Raw genomic sequence first — 24089 nt, forward strand, 5'->3', positions numbered from 1 at the left:
TCACGGACCGCCATCCACCGCCCGGCGTCTGCGAGTACTCCTCGCGGAGTACGGCTCAGCCGAAGAGGCTGACCGGCTTCACGATGTCGGCGAAGATCAGCAGCGCGCTCATGCCTCCGAGCACGATGACGACGACGAAGGTGAGGGGCATCAGCTTCGCCGCGTCGACCGGACCGGGGTCTGGACGGTTGAACAGACGGGCGAACCCGCGACGGATCGCTTCCCAGAGAGCTGCGGCGACGTGTCCACCGTCGAGAGGGAGCAGGGGAACGAGGTTGAAGACGAACAGCGCGATGTTCAGCGAGCCGAGGATGCCGAGGACGGTCTGGACCTTGCTGGCGACGGGGACCTCTTCGAGGCTCACCACCTCGCCAGCGATCCGGCCGACACCGACAACGCTGATCGGGCCGTTCGGGTCGCGTTCCCCCGGGCCGAACGCGGCGTTCGCGATGCCGATCAGACGGTCGGGCAGGTTGAGGATCATGTTCGCGACGCTGCCGATGTTCTCCCCGACGGCGGGCAGGACCGCGGTCGCGGGCTCCGGCACCAACGCCTGCTGCGATCCGATGCCGACGAACCCGACGTCCTCGGTGACCTGGTCGCCCGAGGCATCCGTCACCGGCTTGCCTTCTGCGTCGAGGACGTAGCGTTCGGTGAGCAGGGGGGTGATGACGATGGTGCTCTCAGCACCGTCGCGCGAGATCACGACGGTGAGATCCCGGCCCGGTGACGTCCGGATGATCTCGGTGGCATCGGTCCAGGAACCGACGGCGGTTCCGTCGATCGAGAGGATGGTGTCGCCGGGTTTCAGGCCTGCTGCCGCCCCTGGGGCGAGCGGGTCGTCGTCGGCGCAGGTCGTCTGCTCGCTCGTGGCGGGAAGGACGCACTCGCTCACGGTCGCGACGGTGGTCGTGGACTGCGGGACGCCGAACCCCATCAGCACGATCGCGAACAGCACGATGGCCAGGAGCAGGTTCATGGTCGGTCCGCCGAGCATGATGATGATGCGCTTCCAGACCGGAAGCCGGTAGAACGTGCGGTCGTCTTCTCCGTCGCCGACGGTGTCTGCGCTGGCCTCCCTGGCATCCTGCACGAGGGTGCGGAAGAACCCGTCACCGCGGGACTCGGATTTCGCCGGACGCTCGTTGCTGAGGGTCTGAAGGAAACCGGTCGTCGATTCGCGTGCCGTTCCGTCCTTCGCCGGCGGATACATCCCGATCATGGAGATGTAGCCCCCGAGCGGAATGGCCTTGATGCCGTACTCGGTGTCGCCCTTCTTCTTCGACCAGAGGGTCTTGCCGAACCCGATCATGTACTGCGTGACCTTGACGCCGAACAGCTTCGCGGGCACGAGGTGACCGATTTCGTGCAGGCCGATCGACACGGCGATCCCGACCAGAATGATCAGGATGCCGAGGATGTACAGAAGGGCGGATTCCACGCTGCTCACGATACAGCGCGGCTCTGTACGGTTGCTGTCGGCCGGCTGTGAGGGATGCTCCGTTCCCCCTGTGAGAACATGGGGCTGTGCGCCCCGAACACCCCAGACCCACGTCCCTCGCCGCCTTCGCGGACCGGTTCTCGCTGGCTCTGCACGAAGAGCTGCCGGCGGTGACCCTCACCGGTATCACCATGGACTCGAGAGACGTCCGGCCCGGTGACCTCTACGTCGGCGTGCCTGGGGTGACGTTCCACGGGGCGTCGTTCGCGCGCGATGCGGTCGCGAGGGGCGCTGTCGCGATCCTCACGGATGCCGAGGGACTCGTCGCTGCGACCGGGTCAGGTGTTCCTGTGCTCGCGACCGTCGAGTCGCCGCGCCTCGTCATCGGGGCGATGGCCGCCTGGCTCTATGGCACAGACACGAACGCTCCACCGGTGTTCGGCATGACCGGCACGAACGGCAAGACCTCCACCGCACATTTCCTCGACTCGATCCTGCGGCAGCTGGGCAAGACGACAGGACTCAGTTCGACCGCTGAACGCCGGATCGGACGGGAGGTGGTCGCCAGTTCGCTGACGACTCCTGAGTCGCCTGAATTGCACGCCCTCCTCGCCCGGATGCAGGAGTCCGGCGTCGAAGCCGCGATCATCGAGGTCAGCGCGCACGCCCTCACCCGGCACCGCGTCGACGGCCTCGTCTTCGATGTCGCCGCCTTCACCAACCTCAGCCAGGACCACCTCGACGACTACGCAAGCATGGACGACTACTTCGCCGCGAAGCTCTCCTTCTTCACCCCCGAACACGCCAAGCGCGCCGTCGTGTCGCTCGACACTCCTGCCGGCCTCACCGTCGCGGCACGGGCCGGGATCCCGGTGACCACGATCACCTCCCTCCCCGGGACCGCGGCCGACTGGACCGTGAGGATCGACGAAGAGGACCCGTCCTTCACGTCGTTCACGCTCATCCGGGAAGCCGACCGGGCGGAGATCTCGACGCGGGTGCCCGTGATCGGCAGGCACATGGCCGCCAACGGCGGGCTCGCGATCGCCATGCTGGTCGAGTCCGGCATCGCCCTCGCCGAAATCGATTCGGCACTGCGTCGCGACGGCGGGATCACCGCACACCTCCCCGGCCGGGCCGTGCAGGTGCCTGTCGTCGACGGGCCGGCGGTGTACGTCGACTCCGGACACACCCCTGATGCCTTCGCCAAAACCCTCGAAGCCGTGCGCCACCTCACCAGGGGGCGCGTGATCATGATCGCCGGGGCCAACGGTGACCGCGACCAGCTCAAGCGCCCGGAGATGGGCAGGGAAGCCGCCCTCGGCAGCGACCTGCTCATCATCACCGATCACCAGCCCCGCTCCGAAGACCCCGCCCTCATCCGTGAAGCGGTGCTCGATGGGGCCCGCGCGGCCAAACCAGGCGGGGACATCCGCGAGATCGCCGCACCTGAGGAGGCCATCAGGGCCGCCGTGCGCGAGGCGACGGCCGCTGACACGATCCTCTGGGCCGGACTGGCCGAGAAGGAGTACCGCGAGGTCGCCGGGGTCAAGGTGCCGTTCTCGGTGCTCGACGAGACTCGGGCCGCGCTGGCCGAGGCGGGCTGGACCGCCGCTTAGACCGCTGCGATCACGCGGTCGGCGTGGGCACGCGCCTCACGCTCGGCGTCGGCGAGGCTGGCGAGGCTGAGTTCGCCCTGCTGTTCGTGCTCTTCGACGACCCGCCTGACCGTGTCGACGATGTCGAGGAAGCCGATCCTGCCCTCGTGGAAGGCGGCCACGGCCTGTTCGTTCGCGGCGTTGAACACAGCTGGGTACGTTCCGCCCGCGCGGCCGACCGTCTTGGCGAGGTCGACGGCGGGGAAAGCAATCGAGTCGAGAGGCTCGAACGTCCAGCTCTGCTGGGCCGTCCAGTCGAGCGGCCGCCCCACACCGGCGACGCGGTTCGGCCAGTCGAGGCCGAGCGAGATCGGCAGCCGCATGTCAGGCGGCGACGCCTGGGCGAGTGTCGAACCGTCGATGAACTCGACCATGGAGTGCACGATCGACTGCGGGTGCACGACCACGTCGATGCGCTCGTATGGCACGTCGAAAAGCAGGTGCGCCTCGATCACTTCGAGCCCCTTGTTGACGAGGGTGGCCGAGTTGGTCGTCACGACGGGTCCCATGTTCCAGGTGGGGTGGGCCAGCGCCTCGGCAGGCGTGACCTTCGCCAGCGACTGGCGGGTCCTCCCCCGGAACGGGCCACCGGATGCCGTCAGGACGAGGCGGCGGACCTCACGGCTGGTCCCTGCCCTGAGGGCCTGGGCGATGGCGGAGTGTTCGGAATCGACGGGGACGATCTGACCGGGCTTCGCGACGCGGGTGACGAGGTCGCCGCCGACGATGAGCGACTCCTTGTTCGCGAGCGCGAGCGTCCTGCCGGTCTCGAGCGCGGCCAGGGTGGGGCCGAGACCGACGGAGCCGGTGATGCCGTTGAGGACGACATCCGCCTCGACAGCCCGGACGAGCTGCTCGCACTCGGCGGCACCGATCGCGGTGTCGTCGACCGAGAACTCGGCAGCCTGTTCGGCGAGGAGTTCCCTGTTCGCGTTCGCGGACAGCCCCACCACCTCGAATCGGGTGGGATTGGCCCTGATGACATCCAGGGCCTGGGTTCCGATCGAGCCGGTTGATCCAAGAATGAGAACGCGACGCACCCCGTCAGCTTAGCCGCGGCATCCGGTTCGCCACCGGGACAGCCCGGACTACCGGGTGGTGGCGAGGATGTCGACGACGAAGACGAGCGTGTCGGTGCCTTCGATGCCCGCGTCTGGCTGGCCGGCCTCACCGTAGCCCTCGGCGGGCGGGACGACGACGATAACCTGCGACCCGACGGCCTGGCCGACAAGCGCCTTGGAGAAGCCGGGAACGACGCCTGTCGTCTGGAAACTGGCCGGGGACTTGCCCCAGCTCTGGTCGAAGACCTCGCCGGTGCGCCAGTTGGTGCCCTGGTACTGGACCGCGACGGTGTCGCCCTCGACGACGAGTTCACCGTCACCCTGCTTCAGCGTGGCGAGCTGCAGTTCGGCAGGCGCGTCACCTTCGGGAAGGGTGACGGTTGGCTTGCCGTTCTTCGCCAGTTCGACGGTGGGCAGGCCGGCGACAGGCTCCTGGTCGACGCCGGTGGCCTTTTCAGGCATGATGCTCAGCACGTCGGCGACGAGCAGAAGCGAATCGGTGCCTGCAACGCCTGCCTCGGTGGAGCCTGCGTCGCCGAAGCCGTCAGCAGGCGCCACAACGGTGACGACTCGTGATCCGACGTTGACGCACTCGATCGTCCTGACGATGCCCGGCAGGATGCCGGTCGTGTCGTCGACGACGATCTGCTGCGGGCCGAGTCCGTCGTACCTGGTCTGTGCGAGCTGGTCGCCGCTGGTCGCGTTGAACAGGGTCAGTTCGACGGCGACGCTGTCTGCCGGCTGGACTTCGTCCCCGTCGCCCTCGATGACGATCTGTCGTTCGGAACTCTTCACACTCAGCGGTGCCGTGAAGTCGACGGTCGGCTTGGCGCCGAAATCGCCGGTCACTTTCACGGAGTCGACCGCAGCGCCGCTCTTCGTGTCTTCGCAACTGAGCGCCGCCGGTTCTTCGGTCGAGGCCGGCTCAGGGGTCGAGCAGCCCGACAGCACGAGCGCGGACGCTGCAGCGGCAACGAGGAGAAGAGGAAGGGAAGTGCGCACAGAGAATCGCTTTCACAGAGGAGTGGGAGAAGGCCAGTCTGCCTCACGAGCCCTCGAATTACCTGCGAACGGCCTCAACGCGCACCGGCAGTCGCACGGCCGCTGCCCCATACGCAAGGAGGAATACGACAGGCACTACTCTCATCCTTTGTGTCAAACAGCGAAATCACCGTCGATGAGCGTGGCGAAACGGCCTCGCCCGGGCTGGTCTATCACCTCGGCCGCGCGGTGCTCATGCCGATCGTCCGCCTCGTCTACCGGCCCAGGATCCTCGGCCGTTCGAACGTTCCGGCATCCGGTCGGGTCATCCTCGCCAGCAACCACCTGTCGTTCATCGACAGCATCGCGATCCCGGTCGTCGCACCGCGTCGGGTGCAGTTCCTGGCGAAGTCCAGCTATTTCGACGGGTCGGGCCTGAAGGGCTGGGTCTCCCGCACCTTCTTCACGTCGATCGGCGCTGTCGCCGTCGAACGCGGCGCAGGCGCTGCCGCACAGGAAGCCCTCGATGCGGGCAAACGCATTCTCGAGACCGAGAGCGCGTTCGCCATCTACCCCGAGGGCACACGCTCGCTCGACGGCCGGCTGTACAAAGGTCGCACCGGTGTGGCCTGGCTTGCCCTCTCCACCGGCTCGCCCGTGGTTCCCGTCGGACTCATCGGGACGGATGAGCTCATGCCGGTCGGAAGCACCGTTCCGCGGCTGAAGCGGGTCACCGTCGTCTTCGGCGAACCCCTCGACCTCAGCCACCACGGTGCCGCGACGAGCGGCAGGGCCAGGCGAGCGGCCACGGACGAGATCATGAACGCCATCCACGCGCTCACCGACCAGGAACGCGCGGATTCCTACAACGAGACTCCCCCTGCAGACACGATGGAGAAGCTCAAACGCGCCGTCTTCCAGCGCGAGCGGCTTTGACTCCCTGAGGCATCCGATCGCCGTCAGGCGACGATGATCTCCGGTTCGTGGCGCACCGCGAAGTTCACCGAGTTCGCGATGAAGCAGAGCTCGTTGGCCCTGCCGTGCGCGGCGAGGGCGGCATCCACCATGGACGCGTCGGCAACGGTGACCCTGGGGCGGAGGACCACCTCGGTGAACGCGCCACCGCCCTTCCCGTCCTCGACCATGGTGCCGTTCGCGTCGTCTTCGTATGCGGTCACGACGACGCCGACGGTCACGGCGACGTGGAGGTAGGAGAGCAGGTGGCACTGGGCGAGGGCGGCGAGGAGCAGTTCCTCGGGGTTCCACCTGGCCGGGTCTCCCCGAAACGGTTTGTCGGCCGACCCTTCGAGCGGATGCTTCCCCTCGGCGCTGACGACGAGTTCCCGACTGTAGTCGCGGTAGCCGCTCGTGCCCGTGCCGCGGTTGCCGTGCCACTCGACAGCGACGGTGTACTCGTGTTCGCCCAACAACATGAGCCCAGTTTGTCATGCCGCCGCTCGGATCAGCGGCTAGCCTTGTCCGGTGACTACTGCACCTGACCTTGTCGAGACTTTCACCACGGCGAGCGCCGTCGAACTCGCGGTCGTCACCCGCAGTGGTTTCGTCGAGTCCAGGCACTCCGGATCGGCGATCGTGCTCGACCAGCACGCCGACGTGATCCGCTCGCTCGGGAACACCGCCGCACCCGTCTACGGCCGTTCCTCGCTGAAACCGTTCCAGGCGATCGCGGTCATGAACGCCGGCGTCGGCCTGCGCGGTGCGGCCGCCGTGCTCGCCACGGCGAGCCACGCGGGCACGCAGCGCCACGTCTCCGTCGTCAGAAGCATCCTCGCCCAGGCCGGGTTGACCGAGATCGCGCTGCAATGCCCGGCGGACTGGCCGCTCGACGCGACCGCGCGCGACGAACTCGTCCGCGACAACGGCGGAGCGTCGCCCATCTACATGAACTGTTCGGGCAAGCATGCGGCCATGCTGCTCGCCTGCGTCACCAACGGCTGGCCGATCGAGACCTACCTCGAGAACGACCACCCGATGCAGGTCCAGGTCCGGGACGTTCTCGAGCGTTTCACCGGTGAACGCCCCGTCCACACCGGCGTCGACGGCTGCGGCACACCGGTTCAGGCGTTGTCGCTCGCCGGTCTCGCCCGCGGGATCGGGCGCATCCGCACTTCATCGCCCACGTCCCCGTTCGCGATCTACCGCAACGCCGGCATCCTCTGCCAGGCCGTGCTCGAGAACGGCTGGGCGATCGACGGGGCGGGTCGCGCCAACACCGTCGTCATCGACCGGCTCGGCGTGTTCGCAAAGCTCGGGGCCGAAGGCGTCATGGTGATGGCAGCCCCTGACGGAACAACCGTCGCCCTGAAGATGCTCGACGGCAGCCTCCGCGCCGCGACTCTCGTCGGCCTCAGCCTGCTCGTGGACGCCGGCGCGCTCGAGCGTGACGTCGTCGACTCGGTGCTGCCCGACCTCAGACTGTCGGTCACAGGCGGGGACCGCACCGTCGGGGAGATTCGCGTCTCCCCGCTGCTCGAACTCTCCTGACTCGATAGGCTGGTGGCGGGCATCCGTGCCCGCTGACAGTGCTGTCGCGACTCCTACAGGGGTGCGAAGCATTCCCCTGTGTGCCGTCCCCATCCGGAACGGCACGGAATAAGGAGCACCATGAGAGTCGCCGTCCCCCGCGAAGTCAAGAACAACGAATTCCGCGTGGCCATCACGCCCGCAGGAGTCCACGAACTCACCGTTCACGGCCACGAGGTCTTCATCGAAACCGGTGCAGGCGCCGGATCCTCGATCCCCGACGACGCCTATGCCGCAGCAGGTGCGACGATCCTTCCGGATGCCGAGACCACGTGGGCGCGCGCCGAACTGCTCCTCAAGGTGAAGGAGCCGATAGCCGCCGAGTACGGGCACTTCCGCGACGGCCTCGTCCTGTTCACGTACCTCCACCTCGCCGCCGAGCCCGACCTGACGCGGGCACTGATCGACTCGGGCGTGACCGCCATCGCCTACGAGACCGTTCAGCTGTCGAACCGCTCGCTCCCCCTCCTCGCCCCGATGAGCGAGGTGGCCGGACGGCTGGCCACGATCGTCGGCGCGAACACCATGCTCAAGCCGAACGGCGGCCCCGGTCTCCTCGTCCCCGGCGTCCCTGGAACCTCTCCCGCCCGGGTCACGGTGCTCGGCGGAGGTGTCGCAGGCACGAACGCCGCTGCCGTCGCTGTCGGTCTCGGCGCTGACGTCACCGTGCTCGACACCAACATCGCCAGGCTCCGCGAACTCGACGCCCTCTACGCGGGCCGGATCAAGACGATTGCCAGCAACGCGTTCGAGATCGAGCACTCGCTCGTGAGCGCCGACCTCGTCATCGGTTCCGTCCTGATCGCCGGAGCGCAGACGCCGAAGCTCGTCAGCAACGCGCTCGTGGCCAAGATGAAGCCGGGCAGTGTGCTCGTAGACATCTCCGTCGACCAGGGCGGCTGCTTCGAGGACTCCCACCCGACCACCCACGCCGACCCGACGTTCACGGTGCACGGCTCCGTGTTCTACTGCGTCGGGAACATGCCGGGTGCCGTCCCGCACACGTCGACGTACGCGCTGACGAACGCGACCCTCCCCTATGTCCGTGCGATCGCGAACGCCGGGTGGAAGAGTGCCCTGGCCGCGGATCCCGCTCTCGCCCTCGGCCTCAACGTGCACGGCGGTTCCGTGTACAGCGCACCGGTCGCTTCGGCCCACGGTCTCAGCCACGAGGAGACGTCACCACTGGGCTGAGCGACCCTCCCGGCATCCGTCATCTGCGACCCGACACCGGGTCCAGGCTCACTCGCGTCACCTCGCCGCCCGGCGAGCAGGACCAGGCCCGCCCCTGCACCCGGTCCAGCAGAGGTGGACGTGACCTGATCCGCGTGATGGCACGGAACTCGGCAGGTGAACAGCCGTCGACGATGATCCTGGCGTTCTCGCGCAATGCGGTGAGGAGCGACCAGTGCGCCTGCCACTGGTCGCTGTCGCCGACGATGACGACCGCTCCTCCTCCCGGCCGGCGGACATCGGCGACGGTGATCCGTCCGGAAGCGACGTCGGCGAGGGCGGCCACGCGGACGGGCACCTTGGACGGATCGGCGGCGTTCTCCGCGAGGATCTCCTCGACCCGGCGCGCCGGTGCGCTCGACACGACCAGGCTGATGGCGCTGCCCCGCCAGTCGACGGGCGCCACGGTGCGACTCGCGGCGTGGCGGGGCGGACCAGGCTGGACTTCAGGTGCGCACAGTTGGACGGAGACACCCCGCCAGAGGGCGCTGCCGGCGCGACGGCCCTCGACCCAGCCCGCACTCTCGCCGCCCGCGAGCAGGTGCTCCTGCCGGTTGGCGGTGCCCAGCAGCACGGTGGACCCGACGAACCCTCCCAGAGCACCGGTCGGCCCGGCCAGTCGCTGCATCGTGATCGCCAGCCACACCGACCTCCGGGGGCCGTCCCGCAGCAGGGCAAGAATCCCGTCGCGGAGTTCGATGGCGTCGTCGGGGTCGATGCCGGCGAGGAGGGAGTCGAGGTCGTCGACGAGGAGGAGCAGATCGCCCGCATCCGCGGTTCGGGTGGGCAAACCTGCGGCGAGCGAATGGATCACGTCCCAGGCCAGCTCGGCGTCAGACCCGATCCGTTCGACCAGGAACGAGCCGATGCGAGCGGCCTCAGCCTCGATCGTGTCGAGGAGGGTGGTTTTCCCCGTGCGAGCCCTTCCAATCACGAGGAGACTGCCGTCGACTCCCGGATGCCACACGGCGGTGTCCTGTCGCTGCTCGGCCGGGTGGTCGGCGAGACCGAGGCGGATGCCCTCCCCCGCCATGGCGAGGCCTCCCCGCTCCACGCGCGCAGGAAGCGGGTCGAGCCACGGCCGTCGTCGCTCAGCCGGAGGCGGCCAGCGCCCCGCTGCCCGGTGAAGGTCACGCTCCGAGGTCGACGCCACCTGGACGGTGACGATGCCGTCTTGCGCGGCGAGCGAAAGCCTGCCCGGGATCGTCGCGGGCAGGAATGCCGCGTCGTCCGTGCCGAGGACGGCGGTGCTGTCAGCGCGGTTCGTGACCCGCAGCGACATCCGGAGTCCGCAGTTGGCAAGCAAGGAGTCCCTCACAACCCCCGCAGGACGCTGGGTGCAGAGGACGAGGTGCATGCCCAGCGACCTTCCGCGGGCCGCGACGTCGACGAAGAGGGCATGGAGGTCCGGGTAGCCGTCGAGCATCGCGGCGAACTCGTCGACCACGATGACCAGGCGGGGCAGTGACGGCAGAGCCGCGATGTCCCTGGCGCCGGCGTCGCGCAGGCGACGTTCCCTGAAGCGCACTTCGGCACGAAGGCTTTCGAGCGCCCTCGCCGCCGAGACGGCGTCGAGGTCTGTGACCACGCCCACCACGTGCGGAAGGCGACGCAGCGGATCGAAGGCAGCGCCTCCCTTGAAGTCGACGAGCAACAGCGTCACGACGTCGGGCGGATGTCGATCGGCCAGGCTGGTGACCCAGGTGACGAGCAATTCGCTTTTGCCGCTGCCCGTCGTGCCTCCGACGATCGCATGGGGGCCGTGCGCAACGAGGTCGACGAGCACTGCACTCCGGCCGGAACTGCCGATCACCGCAGACAGGGACGCGGTCGAGGAGGGCGGCGACGCGTCGACTGACGCCTCGGCGAGCCCGATCGACAGTGGCAGGGCATCGCCGGCCGTCCCTGCGCCGGCGTGGCGGGCATGGTCGGCGAGTTCCTCGGCGAACCGGGCGGCCTCGGCCTCTGACACGAGGTCGACGATGACCTCGGTCGTGTCTGGCCGCCCGGCAGCGGTCGTCCGGTGAAGCAGCGCCGCCGCGACCCCGGTGAACTCGATGAGGTGTGAGCAGCGCGTGGGGATCAGGTCGAGACGGTCGGCGAGGACGAGCAGGACCTCGGCCCGGTCGGCGGCGCCGAGCGGCCCGGCAGCAGCAGACCTCTCAACGACCCGCACGCTCGTGGCCGCCGTCCGTGCGCTGCGGTGCGGAAGTGGACGGGTCCAGTCCCAGCCGTCCGGCACGTCGACGACGGCGAGATCATCGGGGCCGGCGGCAGTGCACAGCTGGACGAGCAGCCCCCTGGCGAATGCGCGCGCGACGACGGCTGGTCCGACGATTCCGATCCCCGCCGAGGCGTCGATGCCGACCGGGACATCGGAGACTCGGGCGGCCAGCCGTTTCACCCTCGCCGTGTCGTTTCCGGGCGGTCCGTCGATACGGACGCCGCTCGGCTGCTCGCCGTAACCGACGACGACGATGGTCTTGCGGTCTTCCGGAGCACGCCAGCGGCCGAATCCCGCTGCGCCGGACGGCTCCCCCGCGGCGTCGAGGACGAGGCGCGCTCCCCTGGCGGCAGCCCGCCTGGACCGGCGCTCGTCAGCGTGTCTCTCGCCCACGAGAGTCGTGAGCCTGGCGAGTTCCAACCCGTAGGCGGTCGTCTCAGCACGGAGCCGACGACGGGTGGACCAGCGGTTGTCCACAACGCCCGCGATGGCGACGACAGGACCGAGCGCGGCGAACGCGAGGACGAACGGCGAGCGCGTGAACGACCAGATGACGACGGATGCCACGACAGGGGCGAGACTCGCCACGATCGGGAACGGTGACCCCGCGCCCGCTACCGGTTCGGCCGGAACGGTGATCGGCTCGTCGATGGGCTCGTGCATTCACCCAGCACAGCAGGTGCGCGGACGTTCCAACCGAATCGACTGTGCCGGTGGAAGCGCGTGTGATGTGGCCGCCCCGGTGGAGGACCGGTCAGTCGAGAACGGCGGTCTCGCTGGTGTCGATAAGGAGTTCGTCGAGGACGATGGCGCTCACATTGTCGCGCCCGCCGTTTTCGAGAGCCGCATCGACGAGGCTCCTGACGGCATCCTCAGGGGACGCTGCCTGCATGAGGAAATGACGCAGGCCGAAGTCGGTGAGTTCCTTGGTCAGCCCGTCTGAGCAGACCAGCCAGCGCGCCCGGTCGGTGGACAGGATGTCGGTGTAGTCGGGAAGCGGGTCGTCGGAGAACCCGACGGCGCGGGTGATCACGTTGCCGTGCGGGTGGGATTCGGCTTCGTCAGGAGTGATCGCGCCGATCGAGATCAGTTCCTGGACCACCGAGTGGTCGAGCGTCACCTGGATGAGTTCGTCACCGAGCAGCCGGTACACGCGCGAGTCGCCGATGTTGAAGACCGTCCACGCCGGGACATCGGCCTCAGGGCCGGTGAATCCGAAGACGATCCCGGTCACGGTGGTCCCTGTGCCGAGATCCGACTTGCCGACCTGCTCGAGCATGTCGCCCACGGCCGCACGGAGCGCGGTTTCGACAGCATCCCTGTCGACGGTCTCCCCCGAGGCAACGCGTTCCGCAAGGCGGGCGATCACTGCGGCGCTGGCGACTTCGCCCGCGTCGTGTCCGCCCATTCCGTCGGCGACGGCGAAGATCGGGTAGTCGACGATCAGGGCGTCCTGGTTGACCTGGCGTTTGCGGCCGGTGTCGGTGACCGAGGCCCATGACAGTTCCAGTGCCAGTCCGCCGGGCACGTCGACAACACGCGAATCGGTACTCACGTTGATGCCGGTCACGCAATCGTCCTTTCGGAGCCCCCACGGTGCAGAGCCGTTGCGTCGATAATACCGGCGTTGCGGATGTGGCGCGTCGCGGCTTACCGTCCGGCGGTGATTGCGACGCCGTTTGTGGCATCCGGTGGCACCTCCCACGCCCAGTCGGGGAGGCGGCCGGACTGGAGCATCAGGTCGAGCAATTCAGCCAGCCCGTATGCGCTGTCCACCGCACGCGCCTGGTCGACCCAACGGCCGGCGATTGTGCCTGCGCCGAGCGCCCAGTGGCACCAGGCGATCATGGTGAGCAGGGGCGGTGTCGCCCGCCTCGGGACACGAGCTGCGGTGTGGCGGAGCAGCCGGATCGCCGACCGGAGCCGTCCTGGATCGGGCCGGGGCATCCCGAATCCGCCGAGGGCCATCGCGCCAGGCAGGTCGCTGATGTCTTCGCCCCGGCCATGCCTGTCGTTCATCTCCATGACCCTGACCCCGAACCCGACTCCCCATGCCCAGGTGAGCAGGACCTCGTCGCGGACCGCAGGGGCCTGAACGACGAACGCCAGAAGCGCGGCGTCACGGGCAGTCGGATCGCCCACGACCAGCCGGTCTGCGAGGTCGACGACGTCTCCGGAGAAGTTCTCGTCGAACAGAAGTGCGGGGGCAAGCTCAGGAGAGCCCCTGAGCGCGTCGAGCTCGGTGTACCGCTTCGCCGTCATTTCCCTCGATTCGAAATCCGCCGTCGGCAGGGTGGATTCGGCATCGACGTCCACGAGTTCTGTCCGCTCGACGTTGTCCGCGAGCGTCCGGTGGGCCGGCGAGGTGGTGATGAGCGCCAGGGCTCGCCCGGCGCGAGGGCAGTCGTCGTCGAGGTAACTCCCCCAGCCGTCGGCGGCGACGCACAGGGCGTCGCGGACCAGGAAGCCGCAGTCCCGTGCGCGATCCAGCACACTACGGACGACGGCGTCGCGCGGCATCCCCTCGCCGGTCTCGAATGAGTCGTCCGTGTAGATGACGGGTACGAGGGCGTCGACGTCGGGGATGCGGCAGATCATTCCGAGCATCGTGTTCGCCGCCCGTCGACGGACCGCAGGCGACGACACCTCCGACGGCAGGTCGCAACGGAGGGCCCCGCAGGTCCTGTTGCCCCGAAACGCCACGAGGACGATGCTCTCCCGCGGCCGGAAGCCGGTCAGGTGCGGGACGAGGGCGAGAAAATCCTGGGCGTCATGAGTTCGGATGATCGTGGTCATGCCCGGGAGTCTGCTCCCCCGGTGCCCGGTCGCCGACCGGTGGCCCTCCGCTGTGGAGAACCGTCCGGTCGGCCCGGACTGTGGAGGACTACACCTCGTCGTTGACCGGTGCTGCGAACTGCGAGTTGTACAGGTTGTAATACGCGCCGCCCTGGGCGAGCAGCCCGTCGTGGCTGCCCTGCTCGACGATCCGCCCCGATTCCATGACGAGGATCAGGTCCGCGTCCCGGATGGTGGAGAGCCGGTGAGCGATGACGAAACTCGTCCGATCCTGTCGGAGGGTCGACATCGCCTTCTGGACGAGGACCTCGGTCCTGGTGTCCACCGAGCTCGTGGCCTCGTCCAGGATGAGCACGCTCGGCTGGGCGAGGAACGCGCGCGCGATGGTGAGCAGCTGCTTCTCACCCGCTGAGACGTTCGACGCTTCGTCGTCGAGCACGGTGTCGTACCCATCCGGGAGGGAGTGCACGAACCGGTCGACATAGGTGGCGCGGGCAGCGGCGAGGATCTCGTCCTCCGTGGCATCCGGTCGCCCGTACGCGATGTTGTCGCGGATCGTGCCGCCGAACAGCCAGGTGTCCTGGAGCACCATGCCGATCCTGCTGCGGAGGTCGAGCCTCGTCATCTGGGCGATGTCGACGCCGTCGAGCGTGATGCGGCCGCCGTCGAGCTCGTAGAAGCGCATGATCAGGTTGACCAGGGTCGTCTTCCCCGCGCCGGTCGGACCGACGATCGCGATCGTGTGGCCCGGCTCTGCGACGAGGTCGAGGTCCTGGATGAGCGGCTTCTCGGGCGAGTAGCTGAACGACACGTTCTCGAACACGAGCCGTCCGACATCGTCTGTCGGCGTCACCGGCACTGCGGGGTCAGGCGACTGCTCGTCGGCGTCGAAGAGCTCGAAGACGCGTTCGGCGGATGCCACACCCGACTGGAGCAGGTTGGCCATCGATCCGAGCTGCGTGAGCGGCTGGGTGAACTGGCGCGAGTACTGGATGAACGCCTGCACGCTGCCGAGGCTCAGGGCCCCCGTGGCGACCTGCAGGCCACCGACGACGGCGATGGCCACGTAGACGAGGTTCCCGACGAACATCATCGACGGCATGATGATGCCGGAAATGAACTGGGCGCCGAAACTCGCCTGGTACAGCTCGTCGTTCTTCTCCTGGAATCGCTTGCCGACCTCGCGCGACCGACCGAACACCTTCACGATGGCGTGTCCGGAGTACATCTCCTCGATCTGCGCGTTCAGCTCACCGGTGTGTGCCCACTGGGCGACGAACTTCTTCTGCGACCGTTTCGCGATCACCGCGGTGATGAGCACGGTGAGCGGGATGGTGACAAGGGCGATCACGGCAAGGAGGGGTGAGATGGAGAACATCATCCCGAGCACGCCGACCACCGTCAGCAGCGACACGAGGACCTGGCTGAGGGTCTGCTGGAGCGTCTGCGAGATGTTGTCGATGTCGTTGGTGACCCGGCTGAGCAGCTCACCGCGCGGCATCTTGTCGAAGTACGACAGCGGAAGCTTGTTCACCTTCGTCTCGACGTCCTCGCGGAGCCGGTACATGGTCCGCTGGACCACGCCGTTGAGCACGAGCGCCTGGATCCAGCCGAACAGGAACGCCAGAGCGTAGATGGCGAGTACGAGCAACAGCACCCGCGAGAGCGCCTCGAAGTCGATCCCTGACCCGGGGTCGAGGTTCATGCCGGCGAGCATGTCTGCCTGTTGGGCCTGACCGTCGGCACGGAGACCGTCGACGATCTGATCCTGGGTCGCGCCCGCGGGCAGGTTCGCCGAGATCGCGCCCTCGAAGATGATGTTCGTGGCGTCACCGAGGATGCGCGGGCCGATCACCGAAAACGTGACACTGATCACCGCGAGGATCGTCACGGCCACGAGAGGGAGCCACTCGGGCTGCAGGCGCTTCATCAGCCGCTTGGCGCTCGGCCCGAAGTTCATCGACTTCTCGGCCGGCATCCCTGCGCCACCGAACGGTCCGCCGCCGCGCGGTGGGCGAGCGGGGACGCGGTTTTCGGTCTCGGTCTCTGTGTCGCTCATGATGCTTCCTCTGTGGTGAGCTGTGATTCCACGATCTCGCGGTACGTGGTCGAGCGCTCGAGCAACTCGTCGTGAGTGCCGAGCCCGACGATCGCGCCGTCTTCGAGCACGAGGATCTGGTCTGCACCGAGAATCGACGACACCCTCTGGGCGACGATCACGAGGGTGGCGTCGCCGACGTCCCGTGCGAGCGCCGCGCGGAGCCTGGCATCCGTCGCGAGGTCGAGGGCGGAGAACGAGTCATCGAAGACGTAGATCTCGGGGCGCTTGACGAGTGCCCGCGCGATCGCGAGCCGCTGGCGCTGACCGCCGGAGACGTTCGATCCGCCCTGTGAGATCGGCGCGTCGAGGCCGTCCTGGAGCGCCTCGACGAAGTCTTTGGCCTGTGCGACCTCGAGTGCGTGCCAGAGTTCGTCGTCGCTGGCGCCGGGCTTCCCGTACCTGAGGTTCGATGCGACGGTGCCCGAGAACAGGTAGGGCTTCTGCGGCACGATGCCGATCTTCGACCAGAGCAGATCCTGATCCGTCTCCGCGACGGAGACGCCGTCGACGAGCACCCGGCCGGCGGTCGCGTCGAACAGCCGGGGCAGCAGGTTGACCAGTGTGGTCTTCCCCGCTCCGGTCGAACCGATGATCGCCGTCGTCGTCCCGGGCTGGATGGCGAAGGACAGGTTCCTCAGCACAGGCTGGTCCGCCCCCGGGTAGGAGAACGAAACCCCGTCGAAGACGATGCTCCCTGCAGTGTCCAGGGTGACGACAGGCGATGAGGGCTGGCGCACCGAGGAGTCGGTATCGAGCACCTCTCCGATCCGGTCGGCGCTGACGGCCGCGCGCGGAATCATGACAGCCATGAAGGTCGCCATCATCACGGCCATGAGAATCTGCATGAGGTACTGCAGGAACGCCATCACCGTGCCGACCTGCATGGAGCCTTCCTCGACGCGGAACGCTCCGAACCAGAGCACGGCGATGCTCGAGACGTTGAGCACGAGCATGACGATCGGGAACATGATCGCCATCAGACGGCCGGTGCGGAGTCCGACATCGGTCAACTCGTCGTTGGCCTTCTCGAACCGGGTGGTCTCGACGTCCTCACGGACGAACGCACGGACGACGCGGATGCCGGTGAGCTGCTCCCGCATGACCTGGTTGATCCGGTCGATCCGGCGCTGCATCGACTGGAACAGCGGGATCATGCGCACGATGATGAGCCCGACGGCGATAAGGAGCACGGGGATGGCGACGGCCATCAGCCACGACAGCTGGAGGTCGAGTCCGAGCGCGAGCACGACACCGCCGATGGCGAGAATCGGCGCCGAGACCATGAGCGTCGCGGTCATCAGCACGAGCATCTGCACCTGCTGGACGTCGTTGGTGCTCCTCGTGATGAGCGAAGGGGCGCCGAACGACGACACTTCACGTTCCGAGAACTCGGAGACGCGGTCGAAGACCGCCTGGCGGAGGTCTCGCCCGAGTGCCATCGCCGCTTTCGCGCCGAAGTACACGGCCACGATGGCGCAGAGCACCTGGACGAGCGTGATCCCGAGCATCATCATGCCGACCCGCATGATGTATTCGGTGTCGCCGGTGGCCACCCCGTTGTCGATGATGTCGGCGTTGAGCGTCGGGAGATACAGCGACGCGATCGACTGCGCCAGCTGGAAGACGATGACGCCGACGAGAAGCGGCCAGTGCGGCTTCAGGTAGCGTCCGGTGAGTTTAGCGAGCATGGGTGTCCCTGGTGGTGCCGGTGTCGGGTGAACCGACGATGCCGTGCAGAATGAACTCGGTCAGTTCGTCGTCGGTGAAAGCGCTGCCTGCGGTGAGCAGCGGGAATGAGCTGGCGAAGGCGAGGAGTCGCGCAAGCTGGGCGACCTGCGCGGCGCTCCAGCCGAGCTTCTCCTGGTCTGCGCCGAGGGCGGCCGCGACCCGCTCGGCGATGTCGTCGCGCATCGAGACCGGTGCGGGGCGGTCCTCCTCGCGGAGCGTCGACATCACGGCGAACACCCCGGTGAAACGATGGCGGAGCGCGCCGAGGATGAGGCGGATCTTCGCGTCGAGCGGGAGGCCGGAGTCGATGGCATCCAGTTCCCTGAGCAGCGGCGCCGGGTCGAGGTAGCGGGTGACAGCCGCCTTGAGAAGGCTCTCCTTGTCGCCGAACGCACGGAAGATGGTGCCCTCGGCAACGCCGGCTGCCTCGGCGATCTGGCGAGAGGTGACGCTGCTCCCGTTCTCGAGCAGCAGCGGAAGCACGGCGTCGATGATCATCGATCGCCTGTCGTCGGGAGACAGCGGCGCCGCCCGGCCTGGGAGCACGGATGAAGGGGTTGTGGTCACCCCGCAATCGTAACGGAGTGAGCGCTCACTCATTACCCCGGGAGCGTTACTCCTCTTCGCGGGGAGCGAACAGAGCGGTGATCGTCTCGAGTTCGTCTGCCGACGGATGCCACGCCGTCGCGGCATCCGCATTCTGCAGGATCTGCTCTGGCCTCGTCGCTCCGGCGATCACGCTCGTCAGGGCCGGCTGGGCGAGCAGCCAGGCGAACGTGGCCTGAAGCATGGTGATGCCGCGCTCGTCGCAGAAGGCCTGGAACGACTCGATCGCGTCCCACGGCGCGCTCTCGAGCAGATGGCTGCGCTGACGCATGATGCGCGAGTCAGCCGGGCCGCCGTCGCGGCTGAACTTGCCGCTGAACAGGCCGTTGTACAGCGGGAAGTAAGGCAGGAATCCGAGGCCGAAGTGCCGTACCGCAGGGAGTACCTCGCGTTCGGCGTCCCGCACGAGGAGGCTGAACTCGTTCTGCGAGGAGATGAACTTCGGGTGTCCGGGAGCTCGGCGGTGAGGTCGGCCTCGGCCACCTGCCATCCGGCGAGGTTGGAGTGGCCGATGTAGCGCACCTTGCCCTCTGTGATCAGGTCGTGCAGCGCCGAAAGGGTCTCCTCGATCGGCGTCACCGGGTCCGGCGTGTGCAGCTGGTACAGGTCGATCCAGTCGGTCTGGAGGCGCCGAAGCGATGCTTCGACGGCCAGTCGGACGTACCGCCTCGACCCTTTGGCTCCCCAGCCCTCGATCCCGACCTCGGCACCGGCGTGGCCGAACTTGGTCGCCAGTACGACGGAGTCCCTGCGCCTCTTGAGTGCCTTGCCCATGAGGGTCTCGCTGAGGCCGGGCTCCTTGCCGTACATGTCGGCGGTGTCGAACAGTGTCACGCCGGCGTCGATGGCTGCGGAGATGACGGCGTTCGTCCCCTCCTGGCTCTCGCTGGCGGTACCGAGCCGCCCGAAGTTGTTGCAGCCGAGTCCGATCGTCGAGACGCGGAGGCCGCTGGTGCCGAGTGTGCGGTATTCGATTTCTGCCATCTCCCAAGGCTAGCGCCGCGGCTCCTCCACAGCGCGACCGGCATGAACCGGATGCCCACAGCTCTGGCGTCATCCGGTGCGCGTGCCGCGTTCGGTCGTACCGTCTCTGCATGACGACACGCGCCCAGACCCGAGAACCCCAACCCACCCTCTTCGACCGGCCCGTCGGCCTCATCCGCGTTCCCAGTCCGCTCGGGAGGATCGAGCTCACGAGTGACGGGACCTCTGTGACCGGCCTGCGGATCGAACGCGACGGCAGGCTGCCGCGAGACGGCTACCGCGAGTCCTCCGTCGACGTGCTCGTCCGCGCCGCCGAGCAGCTGGCTGAGTACTTCGACGGCGGCAGGAGACGCTTCGACGTTCCCCTGTCCGTCGAGGGAACGGAATTCCAGCAGAGCATCTGGACTGCTCTCGGCACCGTCCCGTTCGGCGAGGCGACGACCTACGGCCGACTCGGCCACGATGCCGGGCTCGGCATCGCCGGTCGCGCGGTCGGCGGAGCAATACGCGCCAACCCCGCTCCCCTGCTCATCCCCTGCCACCGCGTCCTCTCCAGCGGCGGCCGCGTCGTCGGCTACAGCCAGGGCAGTGGGGTGGCGGCCAAGCACTGGCTGCTCGAACACGAAGGCATCCCCTACCGGTGACCGGACTCGGCTATCCTGACGACGTCGGGGTCGTCCGGCCCCCTGACATCGAAGGATGCACCTGTGACCACCTCCCCCTCCGTGATCGCCGGTGCCGATTCCCGGGCCCGTTGCGCCTGGGTCGGCTCCGACCCCGAGTACGTCCGGTATCACGACGAGGAATGGGGTACACCGCTCGTCGGCGACCAGGCCGTGTTCGAGAAGATCAGCCTCGAGGGCTTCCAGGCCGGTCTCTCGTGGATCACTATCCTCAGGCGGCGCCCGGCCTTCCGCGCAGCCTTCGCCGGCTTCGACATCGACACCGTCGCAGCCATGACGCCTGACGACGTCGAACGGCTCGTCCAGGATGCCGCGATCATCAGGCACAGGGGAAAGATCGAGGCGGTCATCGGCAACGCGAGGGTCACCAGGGAGCTCGGGGAGAGCCTCTCCGACCTGGTCTGGAGCTTCCAGCCTGAGGCGCGGCGGCCACGACCCGAGCAGCTGAATGACATCCCGGCGATCACCCCTGAGTCGTCTGCGCTAAGCGCAACGTTGCGGAAACGCGGCTACCGGTTCGTCGGACCGACGACCATGTACGCGCTCATGCAGTCGGCCGGTCTCGTCGACGACCACGTCTCCGGGTGCTGGCGAGCCACCGCCTGAGAGCGCGGCGTGATCAGACGATCAGTGCGAGCTCGCTGCCGTCTGAGTGACGTTCCAGCCGGAAACCGGTCGTCGGAGCCCAGTCGAGGAGTTCGTCGGCGGTCGTGAACACGATTCCGGCCTCGAGGATGGCCCTCGTGAACTCACCCTTCGCCTTCTTGTTGAAGTGGTTGAGGGCCCGACGCGCTCCACCGGCGCCTTCGGTGAGGACGCGGAGGAAATGTGATCCATCAGGGGCGGGGCCGAGCGCGACGTACGCTTCGGAGCGCAGGTCGAGCACGAGCCCTGGCTCCTCGGCGAGTGATGCCGCGACGGCCGTGCGCCAGTGGCGTTTGAGTGGGCGCCCGGGCACGCGGGAGTCGTGCGACAGCCGGTACGCCGGAATCGGATCGAGGGCGCCGACCGGGCCGAACAGCGCCGCGTGGATCACCAGGTGCCTCCCGGCGAACGCCCGCGCCGGTTCGGACAGGGATGCCGCGTCGAGCGCGTCGAAGAGGACGCCGGTGTACCTGTCGAGTGCAGGCAGGGTGGGAGACTCCCACAGGATCCGGTTCGACTCGGCTTCTCCGCGCTGCTTCGGCCCCAGCTTCAGAGCCGCGACGGCGGCATCCGTGTCGAGCGAAAGAGCGGCAACGTCGTCGGCAAGCGAACGCCGTGCCTCGGTGAGCCCGGGGAACCGCAACCGGTCGAGGGACAGCGAACGCCCCGTGCCGCCTGCTCGCTTCGTCTCAGACGGAGGGAGCAGAATCAGCACGGGGCGTTGCGGTTGCCTTGCGGCGGAATTACTTGACGAGGCTGGCGTTGCCGGCCACGACTGTCACGGTGTTGTTCTCGACCGACAGGAATCCGTCGGCCGCTGTCGCGACGATCTTCTGACCGTTCTCAGCGGTCACACGGACCTCACCCTCGGCGAGAATGGCAAGCATCGGCTCGTGGCCGGGGAGAATACCGATCTCTCCCTCGACCGTGCGGGCGATGACCATCGAAGCGGTGCCTGACCAGACTTCCTGGTCCGCCCCGACAACACTGACCTGCAGCGATGCCATGACTAGCCGTTCTCCTTCTGGATCTGAGCCCAACGCTCTTCGACGTCGTTGATGCCACCGACGTTGAAGAACGCCTGCTCGGCAACGTGGTCGAACTCGCCACTGGCGATCGCCGAGAAGGACTCGATGGTCTCCTTGAGCGGAACGGTCGAACCCTCGACACCGGTGAACTTCTTCGCCATGTAGGTGTTCTGCGAGAGGAACTGCTGGATGCGACGTGCACGGGCGACCGTGATCTTGTCTTCTTCGCTCAGCTCGTCGACACCGAGGATCGCGATGATCTCCTGGAGTTCCTTGTTCTTCTGAAGGATCGCCTTGACCCGGACGGCGGTGTTGTAGTGGTCATCACCGATGTAACGCGGGTCGAGGATGCGGCTGGTCGACGTGAGCGGGTCGATGGCCGGGTAGAGGCCCTTCGACGCGATCTCACGCGACAGTTCGGTGGTCGCATCGAGGTGCGCGAACGTCGTCGCCGGAGCGGGGTCGGTGTAGTCGTCAGCAGGAACGTAGATGGCCTGCAGTGACGTGATCGAGTGGCCACGGGTCGAGGTGATGCGCTCCTGGAGGATACCCATCTCGTCGGCGAGGTTCGGCTGGTAACCCACGGCGGACGGCATACGACCGAGAAGGGTGGAGACCTCGGAACCTGCCTGCGTGAAGCGGAAGATGTTGTCGATGAACAACAGCACGTCCTGCTTCTGCACGTCGCGGAAGTACTCCGCCATCGTGAGTGCCGAGAGGGCGACGCGGAGTCGCGTTCCTGGCGGCTCGTCCATCTGGCCGAAGACGAGGGCGGTCTTGTCGAAGACGCCCGCTTCTTCCATTTCGTGGATGAGGTCGTTGCCCTCACGGGTACGCTCACCGACACCGGCGAACACCGAGACACCACCGTGGTCGGAAGCGACGCGCTGGATCATTTCCTGGATGAGGACGGTCTTGCCGACACCTGCACCACCGAAGAGTCCGATCTTTCCACCCAGGACGTACGGGGTGAGGAGGTCGATCGACTTGATGCCGGTCTCGAAGAGCTCGGTCTTCGACTCGAGCTGGTCGAATGCCGGAGGCTTGCGGTGGATCGGCCAACGCTCGGTGATCTCGATCTTCTCGCCGGGCTCGGCGTTGAGGACCTCTCCGATGACGTTGAAGACCTTGCCCTTGGTGACGTCGCCGACGGGCACGGTGATGGGCGAGCCGGAGTCGGTCACTTCCTGGCCGCGGACGAGTCCGTCGGTCGGGTTCAACGCGATGGCGCGGATGAGGTCGTCACCGAGGTGCTGTGCGACCTCGAGTGTGATGACCTGGGTCTCGCCGGCCATGTTGACGGTCGTCTTCAGGGCGTTGTAGATACCGGGGATCGCGTCGTGCGGGAACTCGATGTCAACAACCGGACCGGTGACGCGGGCGACACGGCCGGTTGCGCCGGCCTTCACCTCACTCGTCGTGTCCTGAGCGGTGGCAATGTCTGTCATGCTCTTCTTCTCTCTTCGTAATCGCGTTACTTGGCGGACGACAGTGCGTCTGCGCCGCCGACAATCTCGGAAATCTGCTGGGTAATCTCGGCCTGACGCGCGTTGTTGCGGAGCCGCGTGTAGTCGGTGATGAGCTTGTCCGCGTTCTCGCTGGCCGAGCTCATCGCCTTCTGCGTGGCCGCGTGCTTCGCAGCAGCGGACTGGAGCAGGGCGTTGAAGATACGGCTCTCGATGTAGACGGGCAGCAGCGCGTCAAGCACGCTCTCGGCATCCGGTTCGAACTCGTACAGCGGCAGAACCGTCTTGTCGTCCGGTTCTTCGACACCTTCGACGACCTCGAGGGGAAGCAGTCGCACGACCTCGGGGACCTGGCTCATCATGCTGACGAGGCGGTTGTACACGATGTGGATCTCGTCGACACCGCCTTCGGATGCATCCACGATGAACTTCTCGAGAAGCGCAGCGCTGATCTCCTGAGCCATGGTAAAGGTCGGGTTCTCGCTCTCGCCGACCCACTGGCCTTCGCTCGCGCGCTTGCGGAAGGTGAAGTACCCGACGGCCTTGCGACCGATGAGGTAGAACACGACGTCCTTGCCCTGGCTGCGGAGCAGCTCGGCGAGTTCGTTTGCTTCACGCAGGACCTGCGAGTTGAACGCGCCGGCGAGGCCGCGGTCGGACGCGAAGATCACGACGGCTGCCCGCTCGATCGTCTCCGGCTCGGTGGTCAGCACGTGGTCGACGTTTGAATACGTCGCCACGGCTGACACCGCGCGGGTGATCGCCCGGGAGTATGGACCTGATGCCGCTACCCGCGCTTGCGCTTTCGCGATGCGCGAGGCGGCGATGAGTTCCATCGCCTTGGTGATCTTCTTGGTCGTCTGCGCAGACTTGATCTTCTGCGTATAGACCCGAAGTTGTGCGCCCATTA

At 67.3% G+C, this 24089-nt stretch carries 20 protein-coding genes and 1 pseudogene; 6 read left to right on the forward strand and 15 right to left on the reverse strand.

Annotated features, from left to right (window positions below; genetic code table 11):
• Positions 1-55 precede the first annotated feature (55 nt).
• Entirely contained in the window at positions 56-1441 is a 1386-nt protein-coding gene (locus AC1M0F_RS07470) for a M50 family metallopeptidase (RefSeq protein ID WP_480237595.1), read from the reverse strand.
• A gap of 86 nt (positions 1442-1527) precedes the next feature.
• On the opposite strand from AC1M0F_RS07470, the gene AC1M0F_RS07475 reads away from it, so the two are divergent.
• Positions 1528-3060, forward strand: a complete 1533-nt coding sequence (locus tag AC1M0F_RS07475; RefSeq protein ID WP_480237596.1) for a Mur ligase family protein — start codon at positions 1528-1530, stop codon at positions 3058-3060.
• Here the strand turns inward: AC1M0F_RS07475 and dxr are convergent.
• Entirely contained in the window at positions 3057-4139 is a 1083-nt protein-coding gene (dxr, locus tag AC1M0F_RS07480) for a 1-deoxy-D-xylulose-5-phosphate reductoisomerase (protein ID WP_480237597.1), read from the reverse strand. The two genes, AC1M0F_RS07475 and dxr, sit on opposite strands and share 4 nt — an antisense overlap.
• A gap of 48 nt (positions 4140-4187) precedes the next feature.
• On the reverse strand, positions 4188-5162 hold the full coding sequence (locus AC1M0F_RS07485; protein WP_480237598.1) for an FKBP-type peptidyl-prolyl cis-trans isomerase: 975 nt from the start codon (positions 5160-5162) through the stop codon (positions 4188-4190).
• 234 nt (positions 5163-5396) lie between these two features.
• On the opposite strand from AC1M0F_RS07485, the gene AC1M0F_RS07490 reads away from it, so the two are divergent.
• Positions 5397-6077: a lysophospholipid acyltransferase family protein gene (locus AC1M0F_RS07490; protein WP_480238436.1), complete on the forward strand. Its 681-nt coding sequence runs from the start codon at positions 5397-5399 to the stop codon at positions 6075-6077.
• A gap of 23 nt (positions 6078-6100) precedes the next feature.
• On the opposite strand, the gene AC1M0F_RS07495 is transcribed toward AC1M0F_RS07490, so the two are convergent.
• Positions 6101-6571: an OsmC family protein gene (locus tag AC1M0F_RS07495; protein ID WP_480238437.1), complete on the reverse strand. Its 471-nt coding sequence runs from the start codon at positions 6569-6571 to the stop codon at positions 6101-6103.
• 52 nt (positions 6572-6623) lie between these two features.
• Here AC1M0F_RS07495 and AC1M0F_RS07500 point away from each other — a divergent pair, with 52 nt between their 5' ends.
• Complete coding sequence (locus tag AC1M0F_RS07500; RefSeq protein WP_480237599.1) at positions 6624-7646, forward strand: asparaginase; 1023 nt, start codon at positions 6624-6626, stop codon at positions 7644-7646.
• Positions 7647-7766: 120 nt separating this feature from the next.
• Positions 7767-8879 (forward strand): alanine dehydrogenase, encoded by a 1113-nt coding sequence (gene ald / locus AC1M0F_RS07505; protein ID WP_480237600.1) that lies wholly within the window; start codon positions 7767-7769, stop codon positions 8877-8879.
• Positions 8880-8898: 19 nt separating this feature from the next.
• On the opposite strand, the gene AC1M0F_RS07510 is transcribed toward ald, so the two are convergent.
• The 7 genes and pseudogenes from AC1M0F_RS07510 to AC1M0F_RS07540 all read right to left on the reverse strand — a co-directional run bounded on the left by AC1M0F_RS07510 (position 8899) and on the right by AC1M0F_RS07540 (position 19357).
• Entirely contained in the window at positions 8899-11805 is a 2907-nt protein-coding gene (locus tag AC1M0F_RS07510; RefSeq protein ID WP_480237601.1) for an FtsK/SpoIIIE domain-containing protein, read from the reverse strand.
• Positions 11806-11896: 91 nt separating this feature from the next.
• On the reverse strand, positions 11897-12712 hold the full coding sequence (locus AC1M0F_RS07515) for a PP2C family protein-serine/threonine phosphatase (protein ID WP_480237602.1): 816 nt from the start codon (positions 12710-12712) through the stop codon (positions 11897-11899).
• Between the two features lie 80 nt (positions 12713-12792).
• Positions 12793-13938, reverse strand: coding sequence for a DUF4192 family protein (locus tag AC1M0F_RS07520; protein WP_480237603.1), 1146 nt, complete (start codon positions 13936-13938; stop codon positions 12793-12795).
• An 88-nt stretch (positions 13939-14026) separates the two neighbouring features.
• Positions 14027-15997, reverse strand: a complete 1971-nt coding sequence (locus AC1M0F_RS07525) for an ABC transporter ATP-binding protein (RefSeq protein ID WP_480237604.1) — start codon at positions 15995-15997, stop codon at positions 14027-14029.
• Positions 15994-17727: an ABC transporter ATP-binding protein gene (locus AC1M0F_RS07530; protein ID WP_480237605.1), complete on the reverse strand. Its 1734-nt coding sequence runs from the start codon at positions 17725-17727 to the stop codon at positions 15994-15996. The genes AC1M0F_RS07525 and AC1M0F_RS07530 overlap by 4 nt, the downstream gene beginning before the upstream one ends.
• Positions 17717-18334, reverse strand: a complete 618-nt coding sequence (locus AC1M0F_RS07535; protein ID WP_480237606.1) for a TetR/AcrR family transcriptional regulator — start codon at positions 18332-18334, stop codon at positions 17717-17719. Before AC1M0F_RS07535 ends, AC1M0F_RS07530 begins: the two co-directional genes overlap by 11 nt.
• Before the next feature lie 46 nt (positions 18335-18380).
• Positions 18381-19357: pseudogene (locus AC1M0F_RS07540) on the reverse strand (aldo/keto reductase).
• Between the two features lie 110 nt (positions 19358-19467).
• Between AC1M0F_RS07540 and AC1M0F_RS07545 the strand changes: the two are divergent.
• Positions 19468-20001 (forward strand): methylated-DNA--[protein]-cysteine S-methyltransferase, encoded by a 534-nt coding sequence (locus AC1M0F_RS07545; RefSeq protein WP_480237607.1) that lies wholly within the window; start codon positions 19468-19470, stop codon positions 19999-20001.
• A 63-nt stretch (positions 20002-20064) separates the two neighbouring features.
• Positions 20065-20646, forward strand: coding sequence for a DNA-3-methyladenine glycosylase I (locus AC1M0F_RS07550; protein ID WP_480237608.1), 582 nt, complete (start codon positions 20065-20067; stop codon positions 20644-20646).
• Positions 20647-20659: 13 nt separating this feature from the next.
• On the opposite strand, the gene AC1M0F_RS07555 is transcribed toward AC1M0F_RS07550, so the two are convergent.
• The 4 genes from AC1M0F_RS07555 to AC1M0F_RS07570 are packed head-to-tail and all read right to left on the reverse strand — an operon-like array spanning position 20660 to position 24087.
• Positions 20660-21400 carry a YaaA family protein gene (locus tag AC1M0F_RS07555; RefSeq protein WP_480237609.1) on the reverse strand — a complete coding sequence of 247 codons (741 nt, stop codon included), beginning with the start codon at positions 21398-21400 and terminating at the stop codon, positions 20660-20662.
• 28 nt (positions 21401-21428) lie between these two features.
• On the reverse strand, positions 21429-21692 hold the full coding sequence (locus AC1M0F_RS07560) for a F0F1 ATP synthase subunit epsilon (protein WP_480237610.1): 264 nt from the start codon (positions 21690-21692) through the stop codon (positions 21429-21431).
• A 2-nt stretch (positions 21693-21694) separates the two neighbouring features.
• On the reverse strand, positions 21695-23161 hold the full coding sequence (atpD, locus tag AC1M0F_RS07565; RefSeq protein WP_480237611.1) for a F0F1 ATP synthase subunit beta: 1467 nt from the start codon (positions 23159-23161) through the stop codon (positions 21695-21697).
• A gap of 26 nt (positions 23162-23187) precedes the next feature.
• On the reverse strand, positions 23188-24087 hold the full coding sequence (locus AC1M0F_RS07570; protein ID WP_480237612.1) for a F0F1 ATP synthase subunit gamma: 900 nt from the start codon (positions 24085-24087) through the stop codon (positions 23188-23190).
• Positions 24088-24089 lie beyond the last annotated feature (2 nt).

The sequence above is a fragment of the Mycetocola sp. Y719 genome (genome assembly GCF_056713205.1).